This window comes from Croceicoccus estronivorus (genome assembly GCF_001625325.1).
GTDB classification, from domain to species: Bacteria; Pseudomonadota; Alphaproteobacteria; order Sphingomonadales; family Sphingomonadaceae; genus Caenibius; species Caenibius estronivorus.
The window spans coordinates 242,110-261,878 of record NZ_JRQQ01000005.1 but is presented as its reverse complement, the minus strand read 5'-3'; the positions used below and the strand labels follow the sequence as shown (position 1 = coordinate 261,878).

Annotated in this window: 20 protein-coding genes; 8 read left to right on the top strand and 12 right to left on the bottom strand. The window is 59.0% G+C overall.

Annotation, left to right across the window (positions count from 1 at the left end; genetic code table 11):
* The first annotated feature begins 174 nt into the window (after positions 1–174).
* A complete protein-coding gene (locus tag MB02_RS09415; protein WP_067536050.1) occupies positions 175–570 on the top strand; it encodes a group II truncated hemoglobin in 396 nt (131 codons plus the stop codon).
* A 65-nt stretch (positions 571–635) separates the two neighbouring features.
* Here MB02_RS09415 and MB02_RS09410 read toward each other — a convergent pair whose 3' ends face one another.
* Genes MB02_RS09410 through MB02_RS09395 form a run of 4 tightly spaced genes read right to left on the bottom strand, consistent with a single transcriptional unit; the run spans position 636 to position 4,158 of the window.
* Complete coding sequence (locus MB02_RS09410) at positions 636–914, bottom strand: DUF167 domain-containing protein (RefSeq protein WP_067536047.1); 279 nt, start codon at positions 912–914, stop codon at positions 636–638.
* Positions 895–1,482 (bottom strand): gamma carbonic anhydrase family protein, encoded by a 588-nt coding sequence (locus MB02_RS09405; RefSeq protein WP_067536046.1) that lies wholly within the window; start codon positions 1,480–1,482, stop codon positions 895–897. The genes MB02_RS09410 and MB02_RS09405 overlap by 20 nt, the downstream gene beginning before the upstream one ends.
* Position 1,483: 1 nt before the next feature.
* Positions 1,484–2,479, bottom strand: coding sequence for a porphobilinogen synthase (hemB, locus tag MB02_RS09400; protein WP_067536045.1), 996 nt, complete (start codon positions 2,477–2,479; stop codon positions 1,484–1,486).
* Between the two features lie 56 nt (positions 2,480–2,535).
* Positions 2,536–4,158 (bottom strand): M23 family metallopeptidase, encoded by a 1,623-nt coding sequence (locus MB02_RS09395; RefSeq protein WP_235829470.1) that lies wholly within the window; start codon positions 4,156–4,158, stop codon positions 2,536–2,538.
* Between the two features lie 218 nt (positions 4,159–4,376).
* On the opposite strand from MB02_RS09395, the gene MB02_RS09390 reads away from it, so the two are divergent.
* The 4 genes from MB02_RS09390 to MB02_RS09375 all read left to right on the top strand — a co-directional run bounded on the left by MB02_RS09390 (position 4,377) and on the right by MB02_RS09375 (position 8,361).
* The gene (locus MB02_RS09390; protein ID WP_067536040.1) at positions 4,377–6,884 is read left to right on the top strand and encodes a helicase-related protein; all 2,508 of its coding nucleotides are present in this window, start codon (positions 4,377–4,379) and stop codon (positions 6,882–6,884) included.
* A 12-nt stretch (positions 6,885–6,896) separates the two neighbouring features.
* Positions 6,897–7,208 (top strand): RNA-binding S4 domain-containing protein, encoded by a 312-nt coding sequence (locus MB02_RS09385; protein WP_067536038.1) that lies wholly within the window; start codon positions 6,897–6,899, stop codon positions 7,206–7,208.
* Positions 7,205–7,543, top strand: coding sequence for a ferredoxin FdxA (gene fdxA / locus MB02_RS09380; protein ID WP_067536034.1), 339 nt, complete (start codon positions 7,205–7,207; stop codon positions 7,541–7,543). The genes MB02_RS09385 and fdxA overlap by 4 nt, the downstream gene beginning before the upstream one ends.
* A gap of 284 nt (positions 7,544–7,827) precedes the next feature.
* Entirely contained in the window at positions 7,828–8,361 is a 534-nt protein-coding gene (locus tag MB02_RS09375) for a CarD family transcriptional regulator (RefSeq protein ID WP_067536424.1), read from the top strand.
* Positions 8,362–8,475: 114 nt separating this feature from the next.
* Here MB02_RS09375 and MB02_RS09370 read toward each other — a convergent pair whose 3' ends face one another.
* Positions 8,476–9,420, bottom strand: a complete 945-nt coding sequence (locus tag MB02_RS09370; RefSeq protein WP_067536028.1) for an L-threonylcarbamoyladenylate synthase — start codon at positions 9,418–9,420, stop codon at positions 8,476–8,478.
* A gap of 145 nt (positions 9,421–9,565) precedes the next feature.
* Here MB02_RS09370 and MB02_RS09365 point away from each other — a divergent pair, with 145 nt between their 5' ends.
* A complete protein-coding gene (locus MB02_RS09365; protein ID WP_067536027.1) occupies positions 9,566–10,390 on the top strand; it encodes a DUF815 domain-containing protein in 825 nt (274 codons plus the stop codon).
* Between the two features lie 35 nt (positions 10,391–10,425).
* Here the strand turns inward: MB02_RS09365 and MB02_RS09360 are convergent, their stop codons facing one another.
* Positions 10,426–11,877: a PQQ-dependent sugar dehydrogenase gene (locus MB02_RS09360; RefSeq protein WP_067536025.1), complete on the bottom strand. Its 1,452-nt coding sequence runs from the start codon at positions 11,875–11,877 to the stop codon at positions 10,426–10,428.
* A gap of 203 nt (positions 11,878–12,080) precedes the next feature.
* Between MB02_RS09360 and MB02_RS09355 the strand changes: the two genes are divergently transcribed.
* Positions 12,081–12,893 (top strand): glycine zipper 2TM domain-containing protein, encoded by an 813-nt coding sequence (locus MB02_RS09355; RefSeq protein ID WP_067536024.1) that lies wholly within the window; start codon positions 12,081–12,083, stop codon positions 12,891–12,893.
* A 105-nt stretch (positions 12,894–12,998) separates the two neighbouring features.
* Here MB02_RS09355 and MB02_RS09350 read toward each other — a convergent pair whose 3' ends face one another.
* From MB02_RS09350 to MB02_RS09325, 6 genes are all read right to left on the bottom strand, one after another.
* A complete protein-coding gene (locus tag MB02_RS09350) occupies positions 12,999–13,979 on the bottom strand; it encodes a ParB/RepB/Spo0J family partition protein (protein ID WP_067536022.1) in 981 nt (326 codons plus the stop codon).
* The gene (locus MB02_RS09345; RefSeq protein ID WP_067536020.1) at positions 13,976–14,752 is read right to left on the bottom strand and encodes a ParA family protein; all 777 of its coding nucleotides are present in this window, start codon (positions 14,750–14,752) and stop codon (positions 13,976–13,978) included. The genes MB02_RS09350 and MB02_RS09345 overlap by 4 nt, the downstream gene beginning before the upstream one ends.
* On the bottom strand, positions 14,749–15,399 hold the full coding sequence (gene rsmG / locus MB02_RS09340; protein ID WP_067536017.1) for a 16S rRNA (guanine(527)-N(7))-methyltransferase RsmG: 651 nt from the start codon (positions 15,397–15,399) through the stop codon (positions 14,749–14,751). Before rsmG ends, MB02_RS09345 begins: the two co-directional genes overlap by 4 nt.
* Complete coding sequence (mnmG, locus tag MB02_RS09335; protein ID WP_067536015.1) at positions 15,396–17,258, bottom strand: tRNA uridine-5-carboxymethylaminomethyl(34) synthesis enzyme MnmG; 1,863 nt, start codon at positions 17,256–17,258, stop codon at positions 15,396–15,398. The genes rsmG and mnmG overlap by 4 nt, the downstream gene beginning before the upstream one ends.
* A 109-nt stretch (positions 17,259–17,367) precedes the next feature.
* On the bottom strand, positions 17,368–18,645 hold the full coding sequence (mnmE, locus tag MB02_RS09330; RefSeq protein ID WP_067536010.1) for a tRNA uridine-5-carboxymethylaminomethyl(34) synthesis GTPase MnmE: 1,278 nt from the start codon (positions 18,643–18,645) through the stop codon (positions 17,368–17,370).
* Between the two features lie 45 nt (positions 18,646–18,690).
* Positions 18,691–18,945: a DUF6489 family protein gene (locus tag MB02_RS09325; protein ID WP_067536000.1), complete on the bottom strand. Its 255-nt coding sequence runs from the start codon at positions 18,943–18,945 to the stop codon at positions 18,691–18,693.
* Between the two features lie 103 nt (positions 18,946–19,048).
* On the opposite strand from MB02_RS09325, the gene MB02_RS09320 reads away from it, so the two are divergent.
* Complete coding sequence (locus MB02_RS09320; protein WP_067535998.1) at positions 19,049–19,759, top strand: dienelactone hydrolase family protein; 711 nt, start codon at positions 19,049–19,051, stop codon at positions 19,757–19,759.
* Positions 19,760–19,769 lie beyond the last annotated feature (10 nt).

The window sequence follows — 19,769 nt, the reverse complement described above, 5'->3', positions numbered from 1 at the left end:
TTACCATAACATGTTGATAAAATTTTATATTTTCGCCATTCGCGCGGTATAGACAATTATCTTCTGTACCCTGCAAATGCCCCCCTCTTACCGGCAATTGCGCCAGATCAAGGACTGGCCCTGCCCTGCACCTCTAGGCAAGAATCGCACTGATTTGAGCCAGAGAGGACAACCATGGCAAGCCAGGCCCAATCCCAGGCCACGCCTTTCGAATTGCTGGGCGGACATCCGACGATCGAACGGATTGTCGAACGATTTTATGACCTGATGGAAGAAGATCCGGCCTACGCCGAGTTGCGCGCATTGCACGCGCCTGATCTTACCCCCATGCGGCGTTCTCTTGCCCTGTTTCTGGCTGCCTGGTGCGGTGGCCCCCGGGACTGGTTCGATGAAAATCCAGGCAAATGCATGATGAGCGCGCACAAAGGTATCGCCATCAATCGCCAGGTCGCAGAACAGTGGGCCGACGCAATGGGCCGGGCAATTGCCGACTGCGGGCCGGATGATCAAAAGCTGGGCGCGGAGATGGCTGAAATGCTGAGCCGGATGGCGCGCAGCATGGGTCGCTGACAAAATCCACATTGCTGCCGCTAGTGCGAGCAACGAAAGTTGTCCCGCGCGACTGAGGCACTCAATCAGATTAGCTGGACCATTTTTTCCCTGCCAGTTGCGCCGCGCAACATCTTCAGCCGGGACGTACCGATACCCAACGCCGCAGCGAGCATTTTGAGCACCGCGCCATTTGCCTCGCCATCCTTGGGTTTGGCGCGAACCTTTACCAGCAGACAGCCGTCCGCGATCTCGATGCCTTCGACCCGGGCACCAGGAGTGACGCGCAAGGCCAGCCGCCCTTCGCTGTCAGCGATTGCGCGAATTGCGTCTGCCGGGGGATATTCAACCTTGGCCCGTGCCATCGCCTTCCAAAGCGGCCAGTGCCGCAAAGTGGGCCCGGCCGTTCTCCACGTAACGAGCAACACCGCCCTGAATTTCAGCCACTGCGGCATCGTTCAGATCACGAGCGTATTTCGCCGGACTGCCGATCCACAATTGGCGCGAGCCGACAGTCTTGCCGGGCGACAGCATCGCGTTTGCCGCCAGCATTCCATCGCTTTCAACCGTGCAGCCATTCATTACGGTGGCGCTGAGGCCGACAAATGCACGATCAGCCAGAGTACAGCCGTGGATCATCGCGAGATGGCCAATGAGAACGTCGTCTCCGATCAGCGTGGGATAACCACCGGGGTGCCTGCCATCAGGACCGTCGCAATGGACAACGGTCCCGTCCTGAATGTTGGTTCGCGCACCGATGACAATGCGATTCACGTCCCCCCGCAGCACGCAATTATACCAGATGGAGCTATCCGGACCGATCTCGACATCCCCGATGATCCGAACGCCGGGGGCTATGAAGGCGCTGTCGTCAATCCTGGGTGTCTTGCCGGCAAACGGCAGAATTGTCGTTCCAGGTCGTGCTATCGCCATCTCAGCCTCTCAGAATTTGCGCGGCAAGCGGCGCATGATAAGTCAACACACCGGAACAACCGGCTCGCTTGAACGCCATCAGCGTTTCCATAACCAGTCCCGCGCGATCCCCGGCACCGGCAGCGGCGGCAGCTTCGATCATCGCGTATTCGCCGCTCACCTGATATGCGAAAACCGGCACTTCAAAGCGTTCCTTCACCCGCCGGACAATATCGAGATAGGGCAGCCCCGGTTTCACCATCACGCTGTCGGCACCCTCGGCAATGTCCAGTGCGACTTCGCGCAATGCTTCTTCCGCATTGGCCGGATCCATCTGATAGGTTTTCTTGTCTCCTTTCAGCAATCCGCGCGATCCCACCGCATCACGGAACGGGCCGTAGAATGCCGAAGCATATTTGGCCGCATAGGCCATGATCTGGATGTTGGCGTGCCCTTCCTCCTCCAGCGCTTCGCGAATCGCACCGACCCGGCCATCCATCATGTCCGACGGGGCGATGATGTCCGCACCGGCCGCAGCCTGATTCAGACTTTGCCCGACCAGCGTATCGATGGTGGCGTCGTTGAGAACGTAGCCGGCTTCATCCAGCAATCCATCCTGTCCATGCGCGGTGTACGGATCGAGCGCGACATCCGTGAGCACACCGATGTCCGTCCCGCAAGCATCGCGGATCGCGCGGATTGCCCGGCACATGAGGTTATCCGGATTGAGCGCTTCCGCCCCATCATCGCTGCGCTTTTCCGCCGGGGTGTTCGGAAACAGGGCGAGGCAGGGAATACCCAGTGCCACTGCCTCTCTCGCCCGTGCGGCAATGCCATCCACCGACCAGCGGGACACGCCCGGCAGAGAAGCGACCGGCTCCTCTACATTCTGTCCCTCGGTCACAAACAGCGGCCAGATCAGATCGGCCGGAGTCAGCACATTTTCGCGATGGAGCGCACGGCTCCAGTTGGTCGCCCGCGTCCGGCGCAGGCGAATGGCGGGATAGGATGCACTCATGGGGTTATTCCCTGCCGCAAAAGCGGCACCGGTTCAATCGCCTCGACCAGGTGAGGTCAACCGATCTCCCGCGGATGATCGACGCGATCGATTTCGCGCACCGGTTGGGCCACGTCCGCTTCCCGAGGCTTCAGGCTCTCAAGCGCGGCACCCGGTTCGACTTTCCGCAGTTCCTCAAGGCGCGCCTTGAACGCAGCCAGTTCACGTCCTGTCAGCTGCGACCGTGTCACGAATTTCACACTTGCCGGGTTTACGGTCTGACCATTGCGATACATTTCGTAGTGCAGGTGCGGGCCGGTCGAGAGACCGGTCGACCCGACGTAGCCGATGACCTGGCCGCGTCTGACATGCGCGCCATTCGATACCGCAATACGGCTCATATGCGCATAGCCCGTCGCCAAGCCGCCGCCATGGTTGAGCTTCACGAAATTGCCATGCCCGCCATGCCTTCCCGCATAGACCACCGTTCCATCCGTCACGGCATGGATCGGGGTCCCGTAGCTCGCCCTGAAATCCATTCCCTTGTGCATGCGCTTGTAGCCGAGGATCGGATGGCGGCGCATGCCATAGCCTGAGCTGACACGCCCACTGACCGGCGCCATTAGCCCGCTACGCGATTCGCCGACACCCGATGCTTCGTAGAACTGACCGTCCCTCCCCCAACGCAGGAGTTGCGCCTTCGGCTTTCCTCCGCGTTCGAGGCCGGCAAATAGCAATTGCCCCGGTTCGCTCTCCCCGGTTTCGGCACGTTTGTATGCAACGATGATATCGAACGTGTCGCCGGAGCCAATGCCGCTGTCCAGATCGACATATGACGACAATGTGCGCAGATATTGCTGTACCGCAGTGGCCGGAACGCCAGCATTGCGGGCCGAACGATAAAGGCTGGATCCAACCGTGCCGCGAATCCGCAGCGGGGTATCGTCCACCCTTATCCGATGCGGGGCCAGAGTGAGGCGGCCATCTTTGCGGTCAACCGCCAGTTCAAGGTCGAAGCGGGCGCGGAACGACAGGGAATCGAGCGGACGCATCTCACCTGGCGCAGGCCGGCGGCCAAGCACGATGTCCACCTTGGTCCCCGACCGGATATCGGCCAGCGGCAAAGCACTGGCGACCATTTCGCTCACTCTCGCCGCTTCGCCCGAACCGACGCCCGCACGTTGCAACATACGCCCGAAACTATCGCCCGGAGAAAGCGTCGCTACCAGCTCTACGCGGGGCCGTTCGGGTGCGGACTTGAGCGGAATGACTGCCTGGGTCGCTCCCATGCGACGGCCGCTGTCACCCCCCAATGCTAGCGGCATGATCATCTGGCTGCGGAATTCATCGCGCGTTTCATCATCGATGCGCATGGCCGGTGCCGCTTCAAGCGGTGCGAAATCCGGCCAGAAGGCCAGTGCCAGCGCAGTCAGGCCAATAAACGTGCCAAGGCCGCGGAACCACCGGGCGCTACCGATATCTTCCGCAAGATCCGGCGCCAGGTCCATTGCCTCGACCCGCGCGAACGCCAGCTCTTTCCATTCAGCCACACGATCCGAGAAAGGGCGGGTTCGGTTATGGACGATCACATGGGCGTCAGGGATGACCTGAGCGTTCGTGAGGGCAGCCACCCCCCCGTGGGGGCCACCCCGATCGCCGGCATCGTCGCCGGCAGGAAAATGTTCGCGCGATTTGAACAAGCGCGCCCTCCATTTGCGCCCCTCCGACATGGTTGGCGGGCGCCATTCGATCCCGTTCGCTATCTGGCCGAAATCCTTGCCAGTCTAAAGTTAATTGTCGCCTAACAGCGGCCAGCCGAGTCTCATGTGCGATCAGATGTTGCGGCAATGGGCGACAAAAGGGGGATAGCAGCTTGCAGCCGCGCCATGGGAACGCCACAATCACTTTCGTGAATGGTATGACTGCCCCAGGTTCGGGCGACTCCCGCGTGAAGGCCGTGCTCGGGCCAACCAATACGGGTAAGACGCATCTCGCGATTGAGCGGCTGTGCGCCCATTCGAGTGGCGTTATCGGCTTTCCCCTGCGCCTTCTTGCGCGCGAGGTTTATGACCGGGTCTGCGCAATCAAGGGGCCGAGGGAAGTCGCCCTGATCACGGGAGAAGAAAAGATCGAGCCTCCCGGCGCACGCTGGTTGCTATGCACGGCGGAAGCCATGCCCCGCAGCACAGGTGAACGGGCCTTCGTGGCATTGGATGAAGCGCAACTCTCCGCCGACCGGGAACGGGGGCATATCTTCACCGACAGACTGCTGAATACGCGTGGGCGTGAAGAAACCATGCTGCTCGGCTCCTCCTCTTTGGAGCCGATGGTCAAAAGCCTGGTGCCGGAGGCCGAAATCGTTGGCCGCCCGCGCTTTTCAGTCCTGCGTCATGGGGGATCGTGCAAACTTTCACGCCTCCCTCCGCGTAGCGCCATAGTCGCCTTCTCCGCGGAACAGGTCTATGCAGTCGCCGAAATGCTGCGGCGTTTCCGTGGCGGCGCAGCCGTCGTCATGGGGGCGCTGAGCCCACAGACCCGCAATGCCCAGGTCGAGCTATTCCAGTCCGGCGAAGTCGATTACATCGTAGCGACCGATGCGATTGGAATGGGGCTCAACCTTGACGTCACCCATGTCGCCTTTGCCGGACTTTCGAAATTCGACGGTGTGCGGCAAAGGCGGCTGACACCTGCCGAAATGGCGCAGATTGCCGGACGTGCGGGCCGCCACCAGACAGACGGAACCTTCGGGACACTGTCCGGCATGGGCCGCGATGTCGCCTTTACCGACGAAGAAATCTACGCGATCGAAGAACACCGCTTCGCACCGCTCGCCAACCTGTTCTGGCGCGACGGCAATCCGCGATGCGAAAATCTCGACATGCTTATCGGCGATCTGGAAGCCAAGCCGGATGAACCCGGCCTGGTACCTGCACCCGAAGCGATCGACCTGGCAGTCCTGAAACGCCTAGCCGAAGAGCCCGAAGTGGCCGCCAGCGTAACGACACCGGCGTTGGTTGCACGCTTCTGGGATGCCTGCTCGTTACCGGATTTCAGGCAGCAGGGGGCGGAAACCCACTCCCGGTTCGTAGCGCGCCTGTGGCAAGACCTCCGGAATGGCGCATTGGGTAGCGACTATATCGCCGCGCGCATTGCCGATCTGGATCGTCCCGATGGAGATATCGACACACTTCAAGGGCGGATCGCAGCGATTCGCAGCTGGGCTTATATCTGCCAGCGCCCCGACTGGGTGCTGGCAAAGGAAGAAATGGCGGCCCGGGCACGCGCGGCGGAGGCCCGCCTGTCCGATGCCCTGCACGGGAGACTAACAGACCGTTTCGTCAATCGACGGACTGCGGTACTGATGAAAACCATGGGTAAGGATGTAAATTTATTGCGAGTGGAACTCGCGGAGAATGGGGCTGTGTCAGTCGAAGGGCACGCGATCGGCCATCTGGATGGCTTTCGTTTCGTGGTCGATCCGGCGACGAACCATGATGACCGTAAGCTGTTGTTGGCGGCAGCCGAACGTCACATGCCCCAATTGCTCGCCCAAAGGGCCTCGCAATTGATTGCCAGCGAGTTCGGGGAATTGACGATCGCCCGTGGCGAAATCCGCCGCGGGGAACAGCCGGTGGCGAATCTGTACGAGGGCAAGTCCATTACTGCCCCTCGCATCGAACTCGCGCGGGAGCTCGGCGCTCTCGCTCCGGCACAACGCACACAGTTGGCCGAAACGCTGGAGGTATGGCTGGCCGGTGAACTCGCACCACTCGCCCCTCTGGCAAAACTGGAAGAAGCTGCTCGCGATCCGCAGGCCGGGACGGAACTGCGGGCGCTGTTGCTGGCTGTCATTGCGGGGCACGGGATCGTTCCCAGGGAAAGAGCCGGCCTTGCGCATGTGCCGCAGGACCGGCGGCGCGAAATGCGCAAGCTGGGAGTCATGATCGGCGCACTGGATGTGTTCGTACCCGCACTGCTCAAGCCGGGGCCTCGTAAACTCCTGAACGCCATCGGGGTGGACAGGCGCCCGGTCCGCGAAGACATGGCAAGCGTCATTCCGGGCGCGAAGCGGCTTCCGGCAGGCTACCGCCACGCGGGCACACAGGCGATTCGCGTCGATATGGCCGAAAAGCTGTTCCGCGCCGCTCACGAATGCCGGGCCGGAGCAGCGGGCAGGAAACCGTTTCCGTTTGATTCCGCGCTGGCCACATCAATGGGGCTGCTACCCGACAGTTTCGTGCGATTGATGCGCGAAGCGGGATTTCGCAAGCAGCCTGTGCCAGCCCTTGCCGAGGGCGCGTTCGGCCCACCTGCGCCGGAAAAGTGGGATTGGAGACCCCCGCGCAAGGACCGGCAACCGCCCCGCAACGAACCGAAGCCCCGCGAAGGCAACGCCTTTGCCGCGCTTGCGGATCTCGTCCGGTAATCACCCCGGTCCATGCGAATCGACAGGCTCTTGTGGTTCCTCCGTTTCGCGAAGAGCCGCAGCCTGGCCCAGAAATGGGTGGAAGAGGGGCATATCCGCCGAAACGGCAAACGAGTCGAACGATCCGGGCTACCGATCATGATCGGCGACATACTGACTCTGCCCCTGCGCAGCCGGGTGCTTGTAATCGAACTCACATGCCTTCCAGGGCGGCGCGGGCCGCCCGCAGAAGCACGCGAATGCTATCGGGTGCTTGACGGCGGCGCGGACTTCGCCATAGCAGGACGAAGAAACGAACCGCCTGAAGAGGATTACCGACCATGACTTATGTCGTCACCGACGCCTGCATCAAGTGCAAGTACATGGATTGCGTCGAAGTCTGCCCGGTCGATTGTTTCTACGAGGGCGAGAACATGCTGGTCATCAACCCCAGCGAATGCATCGATTGCGGTGTGTGCGAACCGGAATGCCCCGCAGAAGCGATCTTGCCCGACACTGAGAACGGCCTTGAACAATGGCTGGAACTCAATGCCAAGTATTCTGCCGATTGGCCGAACCTGACCAGCAAGAAAGACAGCCCCGCCGACGCTGACGAACACAAGGGTGAAGAAGGAAAATTCGAGAAGTATTTCTCCCCTGAACCCGGCGAAGGCGACTGATCGGCGAATTTACACTTTGACAGGGGCCGTCCTCGCGGCCCCCTTTCATACCATGGAATCCCAGTTCGGGGCGCTTCGCCAGTGAATCGCTCAGGGGGTGGTATTTTCCGCCAAAATCCGCTATATAGGGCTTGACTGCCGCGGATTTCCCGTGGGGCAGCATGATTAAGGCAGGCAAGGACCCCCAGAGAGACGTGAGGAAACATTACGGCCGTGTTTACTGACACGGTCGCCTGTGCCCTTCACTGTCTCGCACCGGTCCTGCCGGTATGAAAGGACGTTACATGGCAGGCAAGGCTCCCGCCTTCGATGTTGGTGACTATGTCGTTTACCCGAAGCACGGCGTCGGTCGTGTAATCGAACTGCAAAGCCAGGAAATCGCCGGCATGCAGCTCGAACTGTATGTGCTCCGTTTCGAGAAGGAACGGATGACCTTGCGTGTCCCCGTGAACAAAGTCGAATCGATCGGAATGCGCAAGCTATCCAGCGATAAGACGCTCAAGGAGGCGATGGAAACGCTCAAGGGCAAGCCCAAGGTGAAGCGCACCATGTGGTCGCGTCGCGCGCAGGAATATGAAGCGAAGATCAATTCAGGCGATCTGGTGTCGATCGCTGAAGTGACGCGCGACCTGTTCCGCCCCGACGATCAGCCTGAACAGAGCTATTCCGAGCGTCAGATTTTCGAAGCGGCCTCCAGCCGCCTCGCGCGTGAGCTTGCAGCGATGGAAAAGACCGACGAGCCGGCTGCACTGCAGCAGATTCTCGCGGTCCTGAACGAGCACGCGCCGAAGTATTACGAAAATCCCGAAACCGCCTGATAAAGAGCGATTTTACGGATTCCAGAGAGGGCTGCCCCAATCGGGCGGCCCTTTTTTGTGATTTGTACATGGACCGCTGTTGCCGCGCAGCATTCAGATAGCCCCGGCACACGATCAGGCAGCTGCTCGGCGCAACCTGTCATTGATCGCCGCTCCAATCCCTTGATCGGGAATCCCAGCGACCGCGATCCGCGACTGCGAAGCCGTAGCCGCTTCATGCAAACAGGCATAGAGCCGGGCTGCAGCTTCCGCGAGATCGGCACTTTCCGACAAGTTGCAGTCTCCTGCCAAAGCGCCGAAGCCAATCATGAATTCGTCGGCCTCAGCCCGATCGGCATATAACCGGACGGGCTTGCCCGGCGCATAGTGGCTCGCCAGTTGCCCCGGCGCCTCCAGCTTTGACGTCACAATCGGGCTGACGTCGCCAAGAATCGCGGAAATCTGCGTTTCGTCTATCGGGCCTGGGCGAAGGAGTTGCCATGTACCGTCAGAACGCAGGGCAACGATTGTCGATTCCAGGCCACGCTCGCACGCGCCCCCATCGAGCACAAACTCGGCTGCTTCTCCCAATGAGTTCGCCACATGTATAGCCTCGGTGGGGCTGACCCCGCCGCTACGATTCGCAGATGGAGCGGCAAGCGGGAGGCCCGTTTCCGCAAGCAAGGCCCGCATTACAGGATGGGCAGGCATTCGGATGGCAATCGTTGGCAATCCGGCTGTAACTGCGGGTGCCACATCGGCTGTCTCGCGCAACGGCAGGACCATTGTAAGCGGCCCTGGCCAGAAATGATCGGCAAGCAAGTGTGCCCGCTCATCGAACAGGGAGAGCGTCCGGGCTTGTGCAACACTGCCAACGTGTACAATCAATGGATTGAAGTCTGGCCGGCCCTTGGCCCTGTAGATTGCAGCCACTGCCGCGGTGCTATCGGCCCGCGCGGCAAGACCATAAACAGTCTCTGTCGGGGCGGCGACCAAGCCGCCGGCCCGAAGGCGACGAGCCGCTTCAGCAATCGATGCCGCATCGGACGGGTGAATTAAAGGCGGGACTATCTCACTCACCTCCGTTCGCTAGATCGACCGCGGCGGTTAGCCAAGGAAAAGTGATGTCTTTTATCCGGTGGAACCGGCTTGGCACCGTCCAGAGCTTGACAGGCAGTCGTGAGACGGACCACGCGTGCCCCACTATATCGTTGAGAGGGATACGATGACCGATCAAGGCGATCCGCTGGCTCGCATTGCAGACGCACTGGAAAGGCTTTCGCCACCGCCCACCATAACCGATTGGATGGGCTTTCCAGCTTATGTATGGGACGGACGACGCGCACGCGCAGTGCCAGTACTCGATGCACCTGCCCTGTCTCTGCTGCGCGGGGTCGATCGCCAGAAATCGCTGGTGGTTGACAACGTGGCGCGACTGGCCGCCGGTCATGCCGCGCACGACATGCTCTTGTGGGGCTCTCGCGGCATGGGCAAATCGGCGCTCATCCGGGCCAGTATTCTTAACGCTCAACAAAGCAGGCCGGGAAGCCTCGCTCTCGTGCAGGTCGCGACTGATGCTTTGGAGGGACTTTCCGGTCTATTCGCTGAGCTCGGTCGGCAAGAGCGCAATTTTCTAACATATATCGACGATCTGGGCTTTGCCGATGGCGACTCCATCGGGCCCCGTCATTTGCGAAGCTGGCTGGAAGGCGGGGTAGAAGCCCGGCCTGCGAATGTGCGGCTTGCCGTTACTTCCAACCGGCGTGCGATTGTGGCTCGTCATTCGAACGAGCAGGACGATCCCTTGAATCCGCGTGACGTTGTGGACGACAAGCTGGCATTGGCAGACCGCTTCGGCCTCTCCATTGGTTTTCATGCCTGCAATCAGGATGATTATCTGGCCATTATTTCCGGCTATGCCGAGGAAATGGGTTTATCATGGGATGAGAGTGAGGCGCTGGAATGGGCACGCAGGCGCGGGGCACGATCCGGCCGAACTGCCTGGCAATTCATCACCGAGGTGGCGGGACGCGCAGGCCTGAGAATATAGGGTCGCTGCGCATCCAGCGAGCAGACGGATGAACGCTAATCGACCTGAATATAATCCTGCTCGAACGCTTCGGCGGGATTGCCATGCAATTCGCGCTGTGGCGGCAACGGCTCTGATTTCAGACGTTCCGTTTTCGGCGCCGGTTTGGCTCCAGGATCCAACACGCGCCAGATTATGCCGGCGGTATCGTCACTGACAAGCAGGGCACCCGTCTTGTCCCAGGCAAGCCAGGTTGGGCGCCCATGGGTGTCACCGTCGCTTGTCAGGAAGCCGGTCAACAGCGGTTTGGGCTTGCCTTGTGGGTTGCCTCGCGCGTCGAATTGGACAAACACTACGTCATATCCAGCGGGGGGATTGCGGTTCCACGAGCCGTGACGGGCAATGAACGCGCCGTTGGCAAAGCTGTTCCCCATACGGTTACCCTCGGCCGAAAATACCAATCCGAGTGCGGCAACGTGTGGACCCAATGCATATTCAGGCTTCCGCGCATATTCGGTGAGAAATTCGGGCGCGGGATCAGTGACTCGCGAATCAAACTTGTTTCGCCAATAGACCCAGGGCCAACCATATTGGGCGCCAATCGGAACATTGGTCAGATAGTCAGGAACGAGATCCGATCCGAGCATGTCGCGTTCGTTGACAGTGGTCCAGAGTTCGCCTGTCCAGGGGCTCCACGCAAGACCATTGGGGTTGCGCAATCCGTTTGCGTAAGCGCGGGGATAATTGGTGGCAAGGTCATATTCCCAGATCAGCGCCCTGCCCTTTTCGGCCTCCATCCCATTTTCGCCCACGTTGGACGATGACCCGACCGCAACGTAGAGCTTTTTGCCATCCTGGCTCAGCAGGACGTTGCGCATCCAGTGATTCCCCCCCGATGCGAGATCCATCAGCTTTTCAGGGCTCCCTTTCAGCTCTGTATCTCCCGGTTGGTAATCAAAGGCGAGCAACGCGTCGTGATCGGCCACGAACAAGCGTCCATCTCCCCAGGCCATCCCCGACGGAGATGATAGACCGATACGCAAATCGAACCGTTTTTCGGCAACACCGTCGCCATCCGCATCGCGCAGCAGCACGATTTTATCTGGTGATTGCACTTCTGCACCGGCCCGGCGCATCAGGATGCCAGCAACCCAACCGACAAAACCTTTTGATTGGGCACTTTGCGGAGCAGCTGCTTCGGCAACCAGGATATCGCCATTCGGCAAAGTCAGCATCGTGCGCGGGTGGTCGAGGCCTTCTGCAAAGCGCGTGACCTTAAGGCCAGCGGCTGCATTGGGCGCTGCATCAGCTGCCCAACCGATTGGCTTCGCAATCGCGATGGTTGGAATCGTTTCTGTGTCTGGATCTTCCTTCAGCACAGGATCCGTACCGCTCACTTCATCGACAGTGAGCGTGGCAACGTCGCCCCGCCACAACCACGCAGCAATTGCCAGCAATGCTGCGAAAATGACGACGAGGGCGATCAGAATCTTGCGCTTGGTACTCATGATTAGGAGATAGGACCCTCGGAGGAATTGAGCAATCTCGGGTTACGATGTCCGATTGCATTGTATCCCGCGCCAGCCGCCCCGAAATGGCACATGCGGAGAATGATTGTGGATTGATTGGTGGTTTTGCAGCGCTCGCGATGTTAAATTTTTAGTTAACTTCATTAGCCGGGCGTCTGACGCCATCTGCAAGGGATATCCATATGACTGCCCGCTTCACATTGATTTGTGCCGTTGGCGCACTTGCGGTGTCCTCTGCCTTGTCAAATCCAGCTTCGGCGCAGAACGGCCCACCTGCACTGCCCTACATGCCGCTTTCTCCAGGCGTTTATGAAGGTGCGTGGGACGGGGCATGGGTCGCGCCTGATCATTATGAAGGGACTTGGAACGGAACTTACCATGCGCCACTTCCTGCCGCAGGAGATGAACCAGAGACTGATGCGCGAGAATCCAGCTCTGGTGAGCAACGGGAGCTCTGGCTAGCCGAGTGCCGCCGACGCCATGCGGACAATGGTCTGGGCGGCGCACTAATCGGCGGTGTAGTAGGTGGTCTGGCCGGTAATCGTATCGCGGGAAGGGGCAATCGCACAGCAGGGACACTTGTCGGCGCAGCTGTCGGGGCTGTTGCCGGCACAGCGATTGACAAGGCAGAAGATGGCGAACGCGTACGCGATGAGTGTGAAGCTTATCTCGACAGCTACGCGTCAGGCCAGCCGGGCGGCTACCCCTATTACCGTCCAGGACCTGGCGGGCAAGCTAGCTTCGCATATCCGAGCTACGGCTACCCCGGCTATGGACCGACGAGCTATCCCGCCGCAGGATGTGCATGCACCAGCTACCCCTCTGCGTATGGCCCCTTCGTACTCGTCCCCACTTGGGTTCCCGTTCCCCCGCGGCACGGCAAACGCGTGCGCGAAGAGGTTTCTTACGAAACAGTCTATGAAAAGCGGGTCGCACCAGACAAGCGAACGAAAGTCGCGCCATTGGCGGACAAGCGCAGCAAATATGTCAAGTAACCGGATTACCTGCACACTTTCGATTAATTACGAAGTCGTTGCTGCGCGACTCCATCTATCGGTTGCTCACGCCAAGTTCGTTCGTCCGATAACAAAAGGGAAAGCTCAGATCCCCCCGCCAGTTAAGCGCTGGCATACGAGATCGAGTTGATCCAACGAGCGGTAACGGATTGTTACTGCGCCCGATCGAGGGTCCGTATCAGAATTGATCCGTACTGGCAGACCCAGAAATTCCTCAAGGTGATTTTGTACCGCCATGATATCGGCATCGCCAGTCGCATCACGTGGCTCCCGCGCGTGCCTTCGGCCTTCGCCACCAATCTTGGCGGCAGCTTTCCGGGTCCGCTTTTCCATTTCGCGAACGGACAGATTTTTGGCAATTGCTTCTTCAGCTAAGCTTTCCGCATCGTCACGACCGACCAGCGCCCGAGCATGTCCCATCGACAACTGCCCCATTTCCACATGGGCTATCACCGAATCTGGAAGCGAGAGAAGGCGTTGAAGATTGGATACATGGCTGCGAGACTTGTCGACCAGCTCAGCAATCTCAGCCTGCGATAGGCCCTCATGCTCACCAAGACGTTGGTACGCACGGGCCTCTTCGATGGGATTCAGATCTTCGCGCTGAATATTTTCTATCAGCGCCAGTGCCAGGACATCACGCTCTTCAAGATCCCTTAAAAGGGCAGGGATTTCATGGAGTTGAGCCCGCTGCGCGGCTCGCCAACGCCGTTCACCCGCAACCAGCTGATATCGCCCTCCCCCCATGGGCCGAACGATGACGGGCTGAATCACTCCGCGAGCCGCGATTGACGCAGCCAATTCCACCAGAGCATCCTCATCGAAATGACGACGCGGCTGCTCCGGATGAGGCTCAATTGCCGCCACGGGCAGCATTGCCAAACCTCGATCGGGTGTTGCCGAAACAGGTGCGGATTGGCTTTCCCCAGCTGCGCTATTGTCCCCCGCAACCAACGGCTCTTCACGCTGCATTTCACCAAGCAAGGCACCTAGTCCCCGTCCGAGTCTCTTTGCCGCCGGCTTTGGGGCGTTTGACATTCGGGTAGGTGCGCTCTTTTCGCTCATGCGGCTTTCCTCTTTTCAGGCAGACGGCCAATCAATTCCCGCGCCAGCGACATATAGGCACGGCTGCCCGCACAGGCATGGTCATAGACAAGCGCGGGCAACCCGTGGCTTGGCGCCTCGGACAGACGGACATTGCGGGGAATTACCGATTCAAACACCAGGCCACCGAGGCAATCTCGCACATCATCGGCAACCTGATCGGTCAGTCGGTTTCGACGATCGAACATTGTCAGCACCACACCGATAATACCCAGGTCAGGATTAAAGCGTTGCTGCACCCGTTCGACAGTTTGCAACAGCTGGCTCAACCCCTCCAGTGCGAAAAATTCGCATTGTAGGGGTACCAGCAAAGTATCTGCAGTAGTCAGAGCATTCAGTGTGAGCAGGCCGAGCGATGGTGGGCAGTCAATAAAGCAGATCTCATGCGCGGTGTGATCGGCAAGCGCTGCTCGTAATCTCGCCGTACGCTGTTCCACCGAAACCAATTCCACCTCAGCGCCACTGAGATCGACGGTAGCAGGCACAATGTCGAGGCCCGGGATTGAAGTTGGTTGGATACATTCAACCAAAGGAGCCTGATCAACCAGGAGATCGTAACTCGAACGAATGCGGTCCGCAGCATAAATCCCAAACCCGGTCGAGGCGTTGCCTTGCGGATCCAGATCGATCAGCAAGGTCTTCCAGCCTGTCGCGGCCATGGCCGTGGCAATATTGATAGCAGTGGTGGTCTTTCCGACTCCACCTTTCTGGTTGGCAATCGCAATTCGTATCATGATGCCTGCCTCGCTTCCGGCCGGATACCCGCAACTGGGCCACCGCCAATGATGATGCCCGCCTCCGGATCGGTCAACGATTGTTCCACGTGAAACGCGTTCCGGCGACTCTTGGGTAAGGCATTCAAATCTTGCTCGGCTGACCGTCCCTTCGGCAACAGCCAAAGTGTTTGCGCTGTGGAAAAGCGAGAAGACAACTCCATCAAGCGCGGCATAGGTGCAAAGGCCCGAGCGGAAATTACACCAGCTGCAAAACTATCGATATTTTCGAGCCGTTGTCCCAATACCTCGCAGTGACGAAGATTCAGTTCGTCGCATGCGAACTCAAGCCACTCAGCGCGTCGCTTCCTGGATTCTACCAACTTTACCGGCCAACTCGGTCGCATTGCCGCGATCACCAAACCGGGAAAGCCGGCGCCTGTTCCCAGGTCGAGCCACACCCCTGTTTCACGTGAAACGTAGCGCAGCAATTGCGCACTGTCTGCAATGTGGCGTTGCCACAAATGCGGCACCGTTTGTCGCGCGATCAGGTTTTGCCGCTCATTTTCCTCAGATAGCAAAGCCACCAACCTATCGAGCCGCTGCATAGCCGAGAAGTCGCAATGCGTTGCCGTATATGAACGCGCCTCTTCTTCATTACGAATCATGCGGCAACCGCATCCGCTCTTCGGCGGGCATGGACCAACAGGGCAGCTAGAGCAGCCGGGGTGATACCCGGCACACGACCCGCCGCTGCCAAAGTTGCCGGCTGAGCGCTTTCCAGCCTTTCGACCATTTCACGTGAAAGACCCGGTACCGAGCAAAAGGGAAAGTTCTGCCCCAATCCCACACTTTCGCTCGCGCGAAGATCGCGAAGCTCGGCATCTTGCCGGGCCAAGTATGGGGCATAGGCTGCATCTTCAGCCATCTCGAGTGCAAGCTCTCCTTGCACATCCAGTTGATCGGGCAACCATCGACAGAGATCGGACAACTCGACGCCACCAAAGCGCAACCACTCATGGAGCGCGCGCTTTCCGCTATCATTGCGAACCGGCAAACCGGCGCCGGCCATTTCTGTAGCACCGACTTCACGTGAAAGAGCATTGCTCCAAAGTGAGCGTTCCGTCTCTCGGCGAGCGAACCACTGCTTCCGTTCGTGCCCTACGCACCCTGCGTCTAACGCAAGTGGAGTAAGGCGAGTAGTCGCGTTATTCGCGCGTAACCGCAAACGGTATTCGGCCCTGGCCGTCAGCATCCGGTAGGGCTCGCTAATGCCGTGCAAGGTGAGATCATCAATCATGACGGCCATGTAGGAATTGGCCCGATCGAGAGAAGCGGGCTCTCGTCCGAGCACATGTGCAGCGGCGTGCATTCCCGCAACCAGACCTTGTGCGGCGGCCTCCTCATAGCCCGTCGTGCCGTTAATCTGACCAGCGCAGTATAACCCGGGGATAGCTTTTAGCTCCAGAGACGCACGCAGGGCGCGAGGGTCGATATGATCATATTCGACGGCATAACCGGGAACTATCATTTCCACGTGTTGCAACCCGTCCATGGTCCGAAGCATCTGGAGCTGAACATCTGCGGGCAGCGACGTGCTAATCCCGTTGGGATAGACGAGGTGAGTTCCGAGCCCTTCCGGCTCAAGAAATACCTGATGACCATCCCTGTCCGCGAAACGATGGATCTTGTCTTCAATAGAAGGACAATACCGAGGGCCCCGAGCATCAATTGCACCAGTGAACAACGGAGAACGATGCAGGTTGGAGCGAATGACCTCGTGGCTTTGAGGGTTGGTGCGGGTGATCGCACAAAACACTTGGGGATTGGCTCGGGCCTCACCACCCATCGCCGACATCATCCAAAAGTCACTATCCGAAGGCTGCTCGTCAAGCTGCGCCCAATTTATCGTCCGCCCATCCAGTCGTGGAGGAGTTCCGGTTTTCAAGCGTGCCATAGGCAATGCGGCATCCCGCATCTGCTGAGCCAACCGTTGCGCTGACGCTTCCCCAATGCGTCCACCGATTAATCGCTCCTCCCCACGGAACAAAGTTCCGCCAAGAAAAGTGCCCGTGCAGAGGACCACGGCCGACGCTGCCAGTTTCGTGCCGTCGCTCAATCGCAACCCCGTCGCACGACCTCCATCCAGAACGAGTTCGGCTGCCTCTCCCGCGATACAAGTCAAATCCCCCTGGCGCGTCAGGAGATCCTGGATAGCAGCCTTGAACAAAGTGCGATCCGCCTGAACCCTCGGCCCCCAGACCGCGCTGCCCTTCGAGCGATTCAACATGCGATAATGAATCGCCGCCGCATCAGCCGCGCACCCAATCAAACCGTCGAAAGCATCTACTTCGCGAACGAGATGGCCCTTACCCAAGCCCCCGATCGCAGGATTGCAGCTCATTGCGCCAATCGTCGAAAGATCAAAACTGACCAGTCCGACCCGTGCGCCCATGCGCGCAGCAACCGCTGCTGCCTCACAGCCGGCATGGCCGCCACCCACAACCAAGATATCGAAGCCTCGCATACCATTCCGATAAACGACGCCGCAATTTCGGTCAAAGAAACATCGTCGAACCGATTAACAACGAAGAAGCGATAAGTGATGTTTCACGTGAAACACGACCAAGACCTCGCTATTTCCCGATACAAAAGCTTCCAAACAAGGCATCCAACATGTCTTCTGTCGTAGCGCGCCCCACCAACCGATCTAGGGCTACGCGGGCCAAGCGTAACTGCTCCGCCAGAAGCAAGGGGTCGTCTTCGCGCAGGGCGCTTTCAATTCCTTGATGCATCTGCGCAACCAACTCACGCTGGCGAGCGTTGAGTGCGGCCTCCCCAGGCTTTGGCATTTTCCGGCGAGCGTTCTCAATCAGAGCGAGCTTCAGGGTAGCCAATCCCTCACCAGTAACAGCCGAAACGCTGTACCTTGGTGTCCGCTTGACCACGCAATCATTGCGGTCAGTCTGGGCCTGAATTTCCCAGGTTTCACCACTCGGCCCTTCCCCTTCGGGACCCAACCATAAAACCAGATCGGCTCGATCCATTTCTGCATGCGCACGATCAATGCCAATCATTTCGATTGCATCATCGCTCGCATGCCTTACGCCCGCAGTATCGACAAATGTGAAAGGTACACCGCCCATTGCAACGGAACGCGTGATCACGTCTCGAGTAGTACCCGCCGTCGGCGCGGTAATCGCCGCGTTGCTCTCCACCAACGCATTGAACAGCGTACTCTTGCCCGCATTCGGTGGTCCGGCAAGAACCACTCGATAGCCCTCCTTCAACACTTCCGCATGAGGTCTTGAAAGCCACGCAGCCACTTCACGTTCTAGAACCGACAGTTCCCTCCCGAAGTCCTCAGGCAACGCTGAAACATCATCCTGGTCTGCGAAATCCAGCACGGCTTCTACGCGAGCGGCAAGCGTCAGCAGATGACTACGCCATTCCTCCGCCTGACGGGAAAAAGTGCCTCCAGCCATGGCCAGTGCGGAACGTCTTTGCAGTTCCGTCTCCGCCGACAGCAGATCAGCGAGGCCCTCTGCCTCCGCAAGGTCGATCCGCCCATTAGCAAATGCCCGCCTCGTAAACTCACCTGCCTCCGCCCGCCGAAGGCCGAAAGTTCGAAGTGCGGATTCAACGGCCTCGACAACCGCCCTACCGCCATGAAGATGGAATTCAGCCAAATCCTCTCCGGTCGCACTCCCGGGGCCTGGCAACCAAAGAATAAGCCCGGCATCAAGTTCCGCACCGGCATCATCACGCAACCGGACGAAAGTCGCCCGCCGGGGTTGCGGCAAACGGCCAGCCAATGCCGATAAGGCGGCGCCTGCTTGAGACCCGCTCACACGGATAACAGCAATCCCTGCTGGGGGCTGCCCGCTCGACAACGCAAAAATAGTATCGTTCATGACTTCAATCTAGCACCGGACACCGGGCCTTGAATCATGGACAGCTTAGCCGCCCTTCTTCGTTGCGCCCTGCGCAAAAGCAGCTCCGCCCTCCAGGATATTCTGGAACAGCTTGAGCCCGAACTGACCCATCGGCGCCCACTGCTGCGACAGTTCCTGAAGCTGTTCGAGACTGGTAACCCCTTGCAGAGCTTTCGTAAGGTGGTCGACATAGACAGCATTAACCTGGCTGACGTCTGGCAGACCGAGGAATGCTCTTGCCTCCTCCGGCGTGCAATCTATCTCGATATTCACTTTCATCCGAACACCCTTTCTGGCGCGAAGTGCAAGGAACCTGTCACACGGCCTTGGCAAAGTCCATCATCGGTGCCTAATCTCCCCGAAATTGCAAGGAGATCCCAACATGTCCCAGAAGATCACAATTCCACAACTCGCTGCCGACCAAGGGACTGCAGATGGGATTCCAGTCTACATCGCCCGCCCGCAAGGTGAACCTCATGCTGCGATCATCGTGGTTCCCGAAATCTTCGGAATCAATCCCGGCATCAGAAAGAAGTGTGATGACTGGGCTGCAAAAGGATATCTTGCGGCTGCCCCCGAAATTTTCTGGCGCTTCGCCCCAGGAATTGAATTGGATGCCGATGTCGAAAAGGAAATGAACGAAGCTCTGGCTCTCATCGCAAAATTCGACGCCGATCTTTGCGTGAAAGATATCGAAGCACTCATCAAATATTTAAGAGCAGAGGAACAGGTCGGGAAGGTCGGTCTGGTCGGATTTTGCCTTGGCGGGCGCATGGCCTACCTCGCCGCAGCACGCACGGATATCGACGCCAGTGTGGGCTATTATGGCGTGATGATCGACCAGATGCTCAATGAATCGCATGCAATTGCTAACCCGCTCATGCTTCACATCGCAGGTAACGATGGCTTTGTCCCAGCCGAGGCGCAACAGGCCATGCATGAAGGTCTCGACGATAATCAGCATGTCACGCTTCACGACTATCCTGGACTGGATCACGGCTTCGCGGCTGAAATGGGTCAGCGCCGGAACGAAGAGGGAGCGAATCTGGCCGATGGTCGGACAGACGCATTTTTCGAGGAGCATCTCGGCTAGAGTCAGTCCT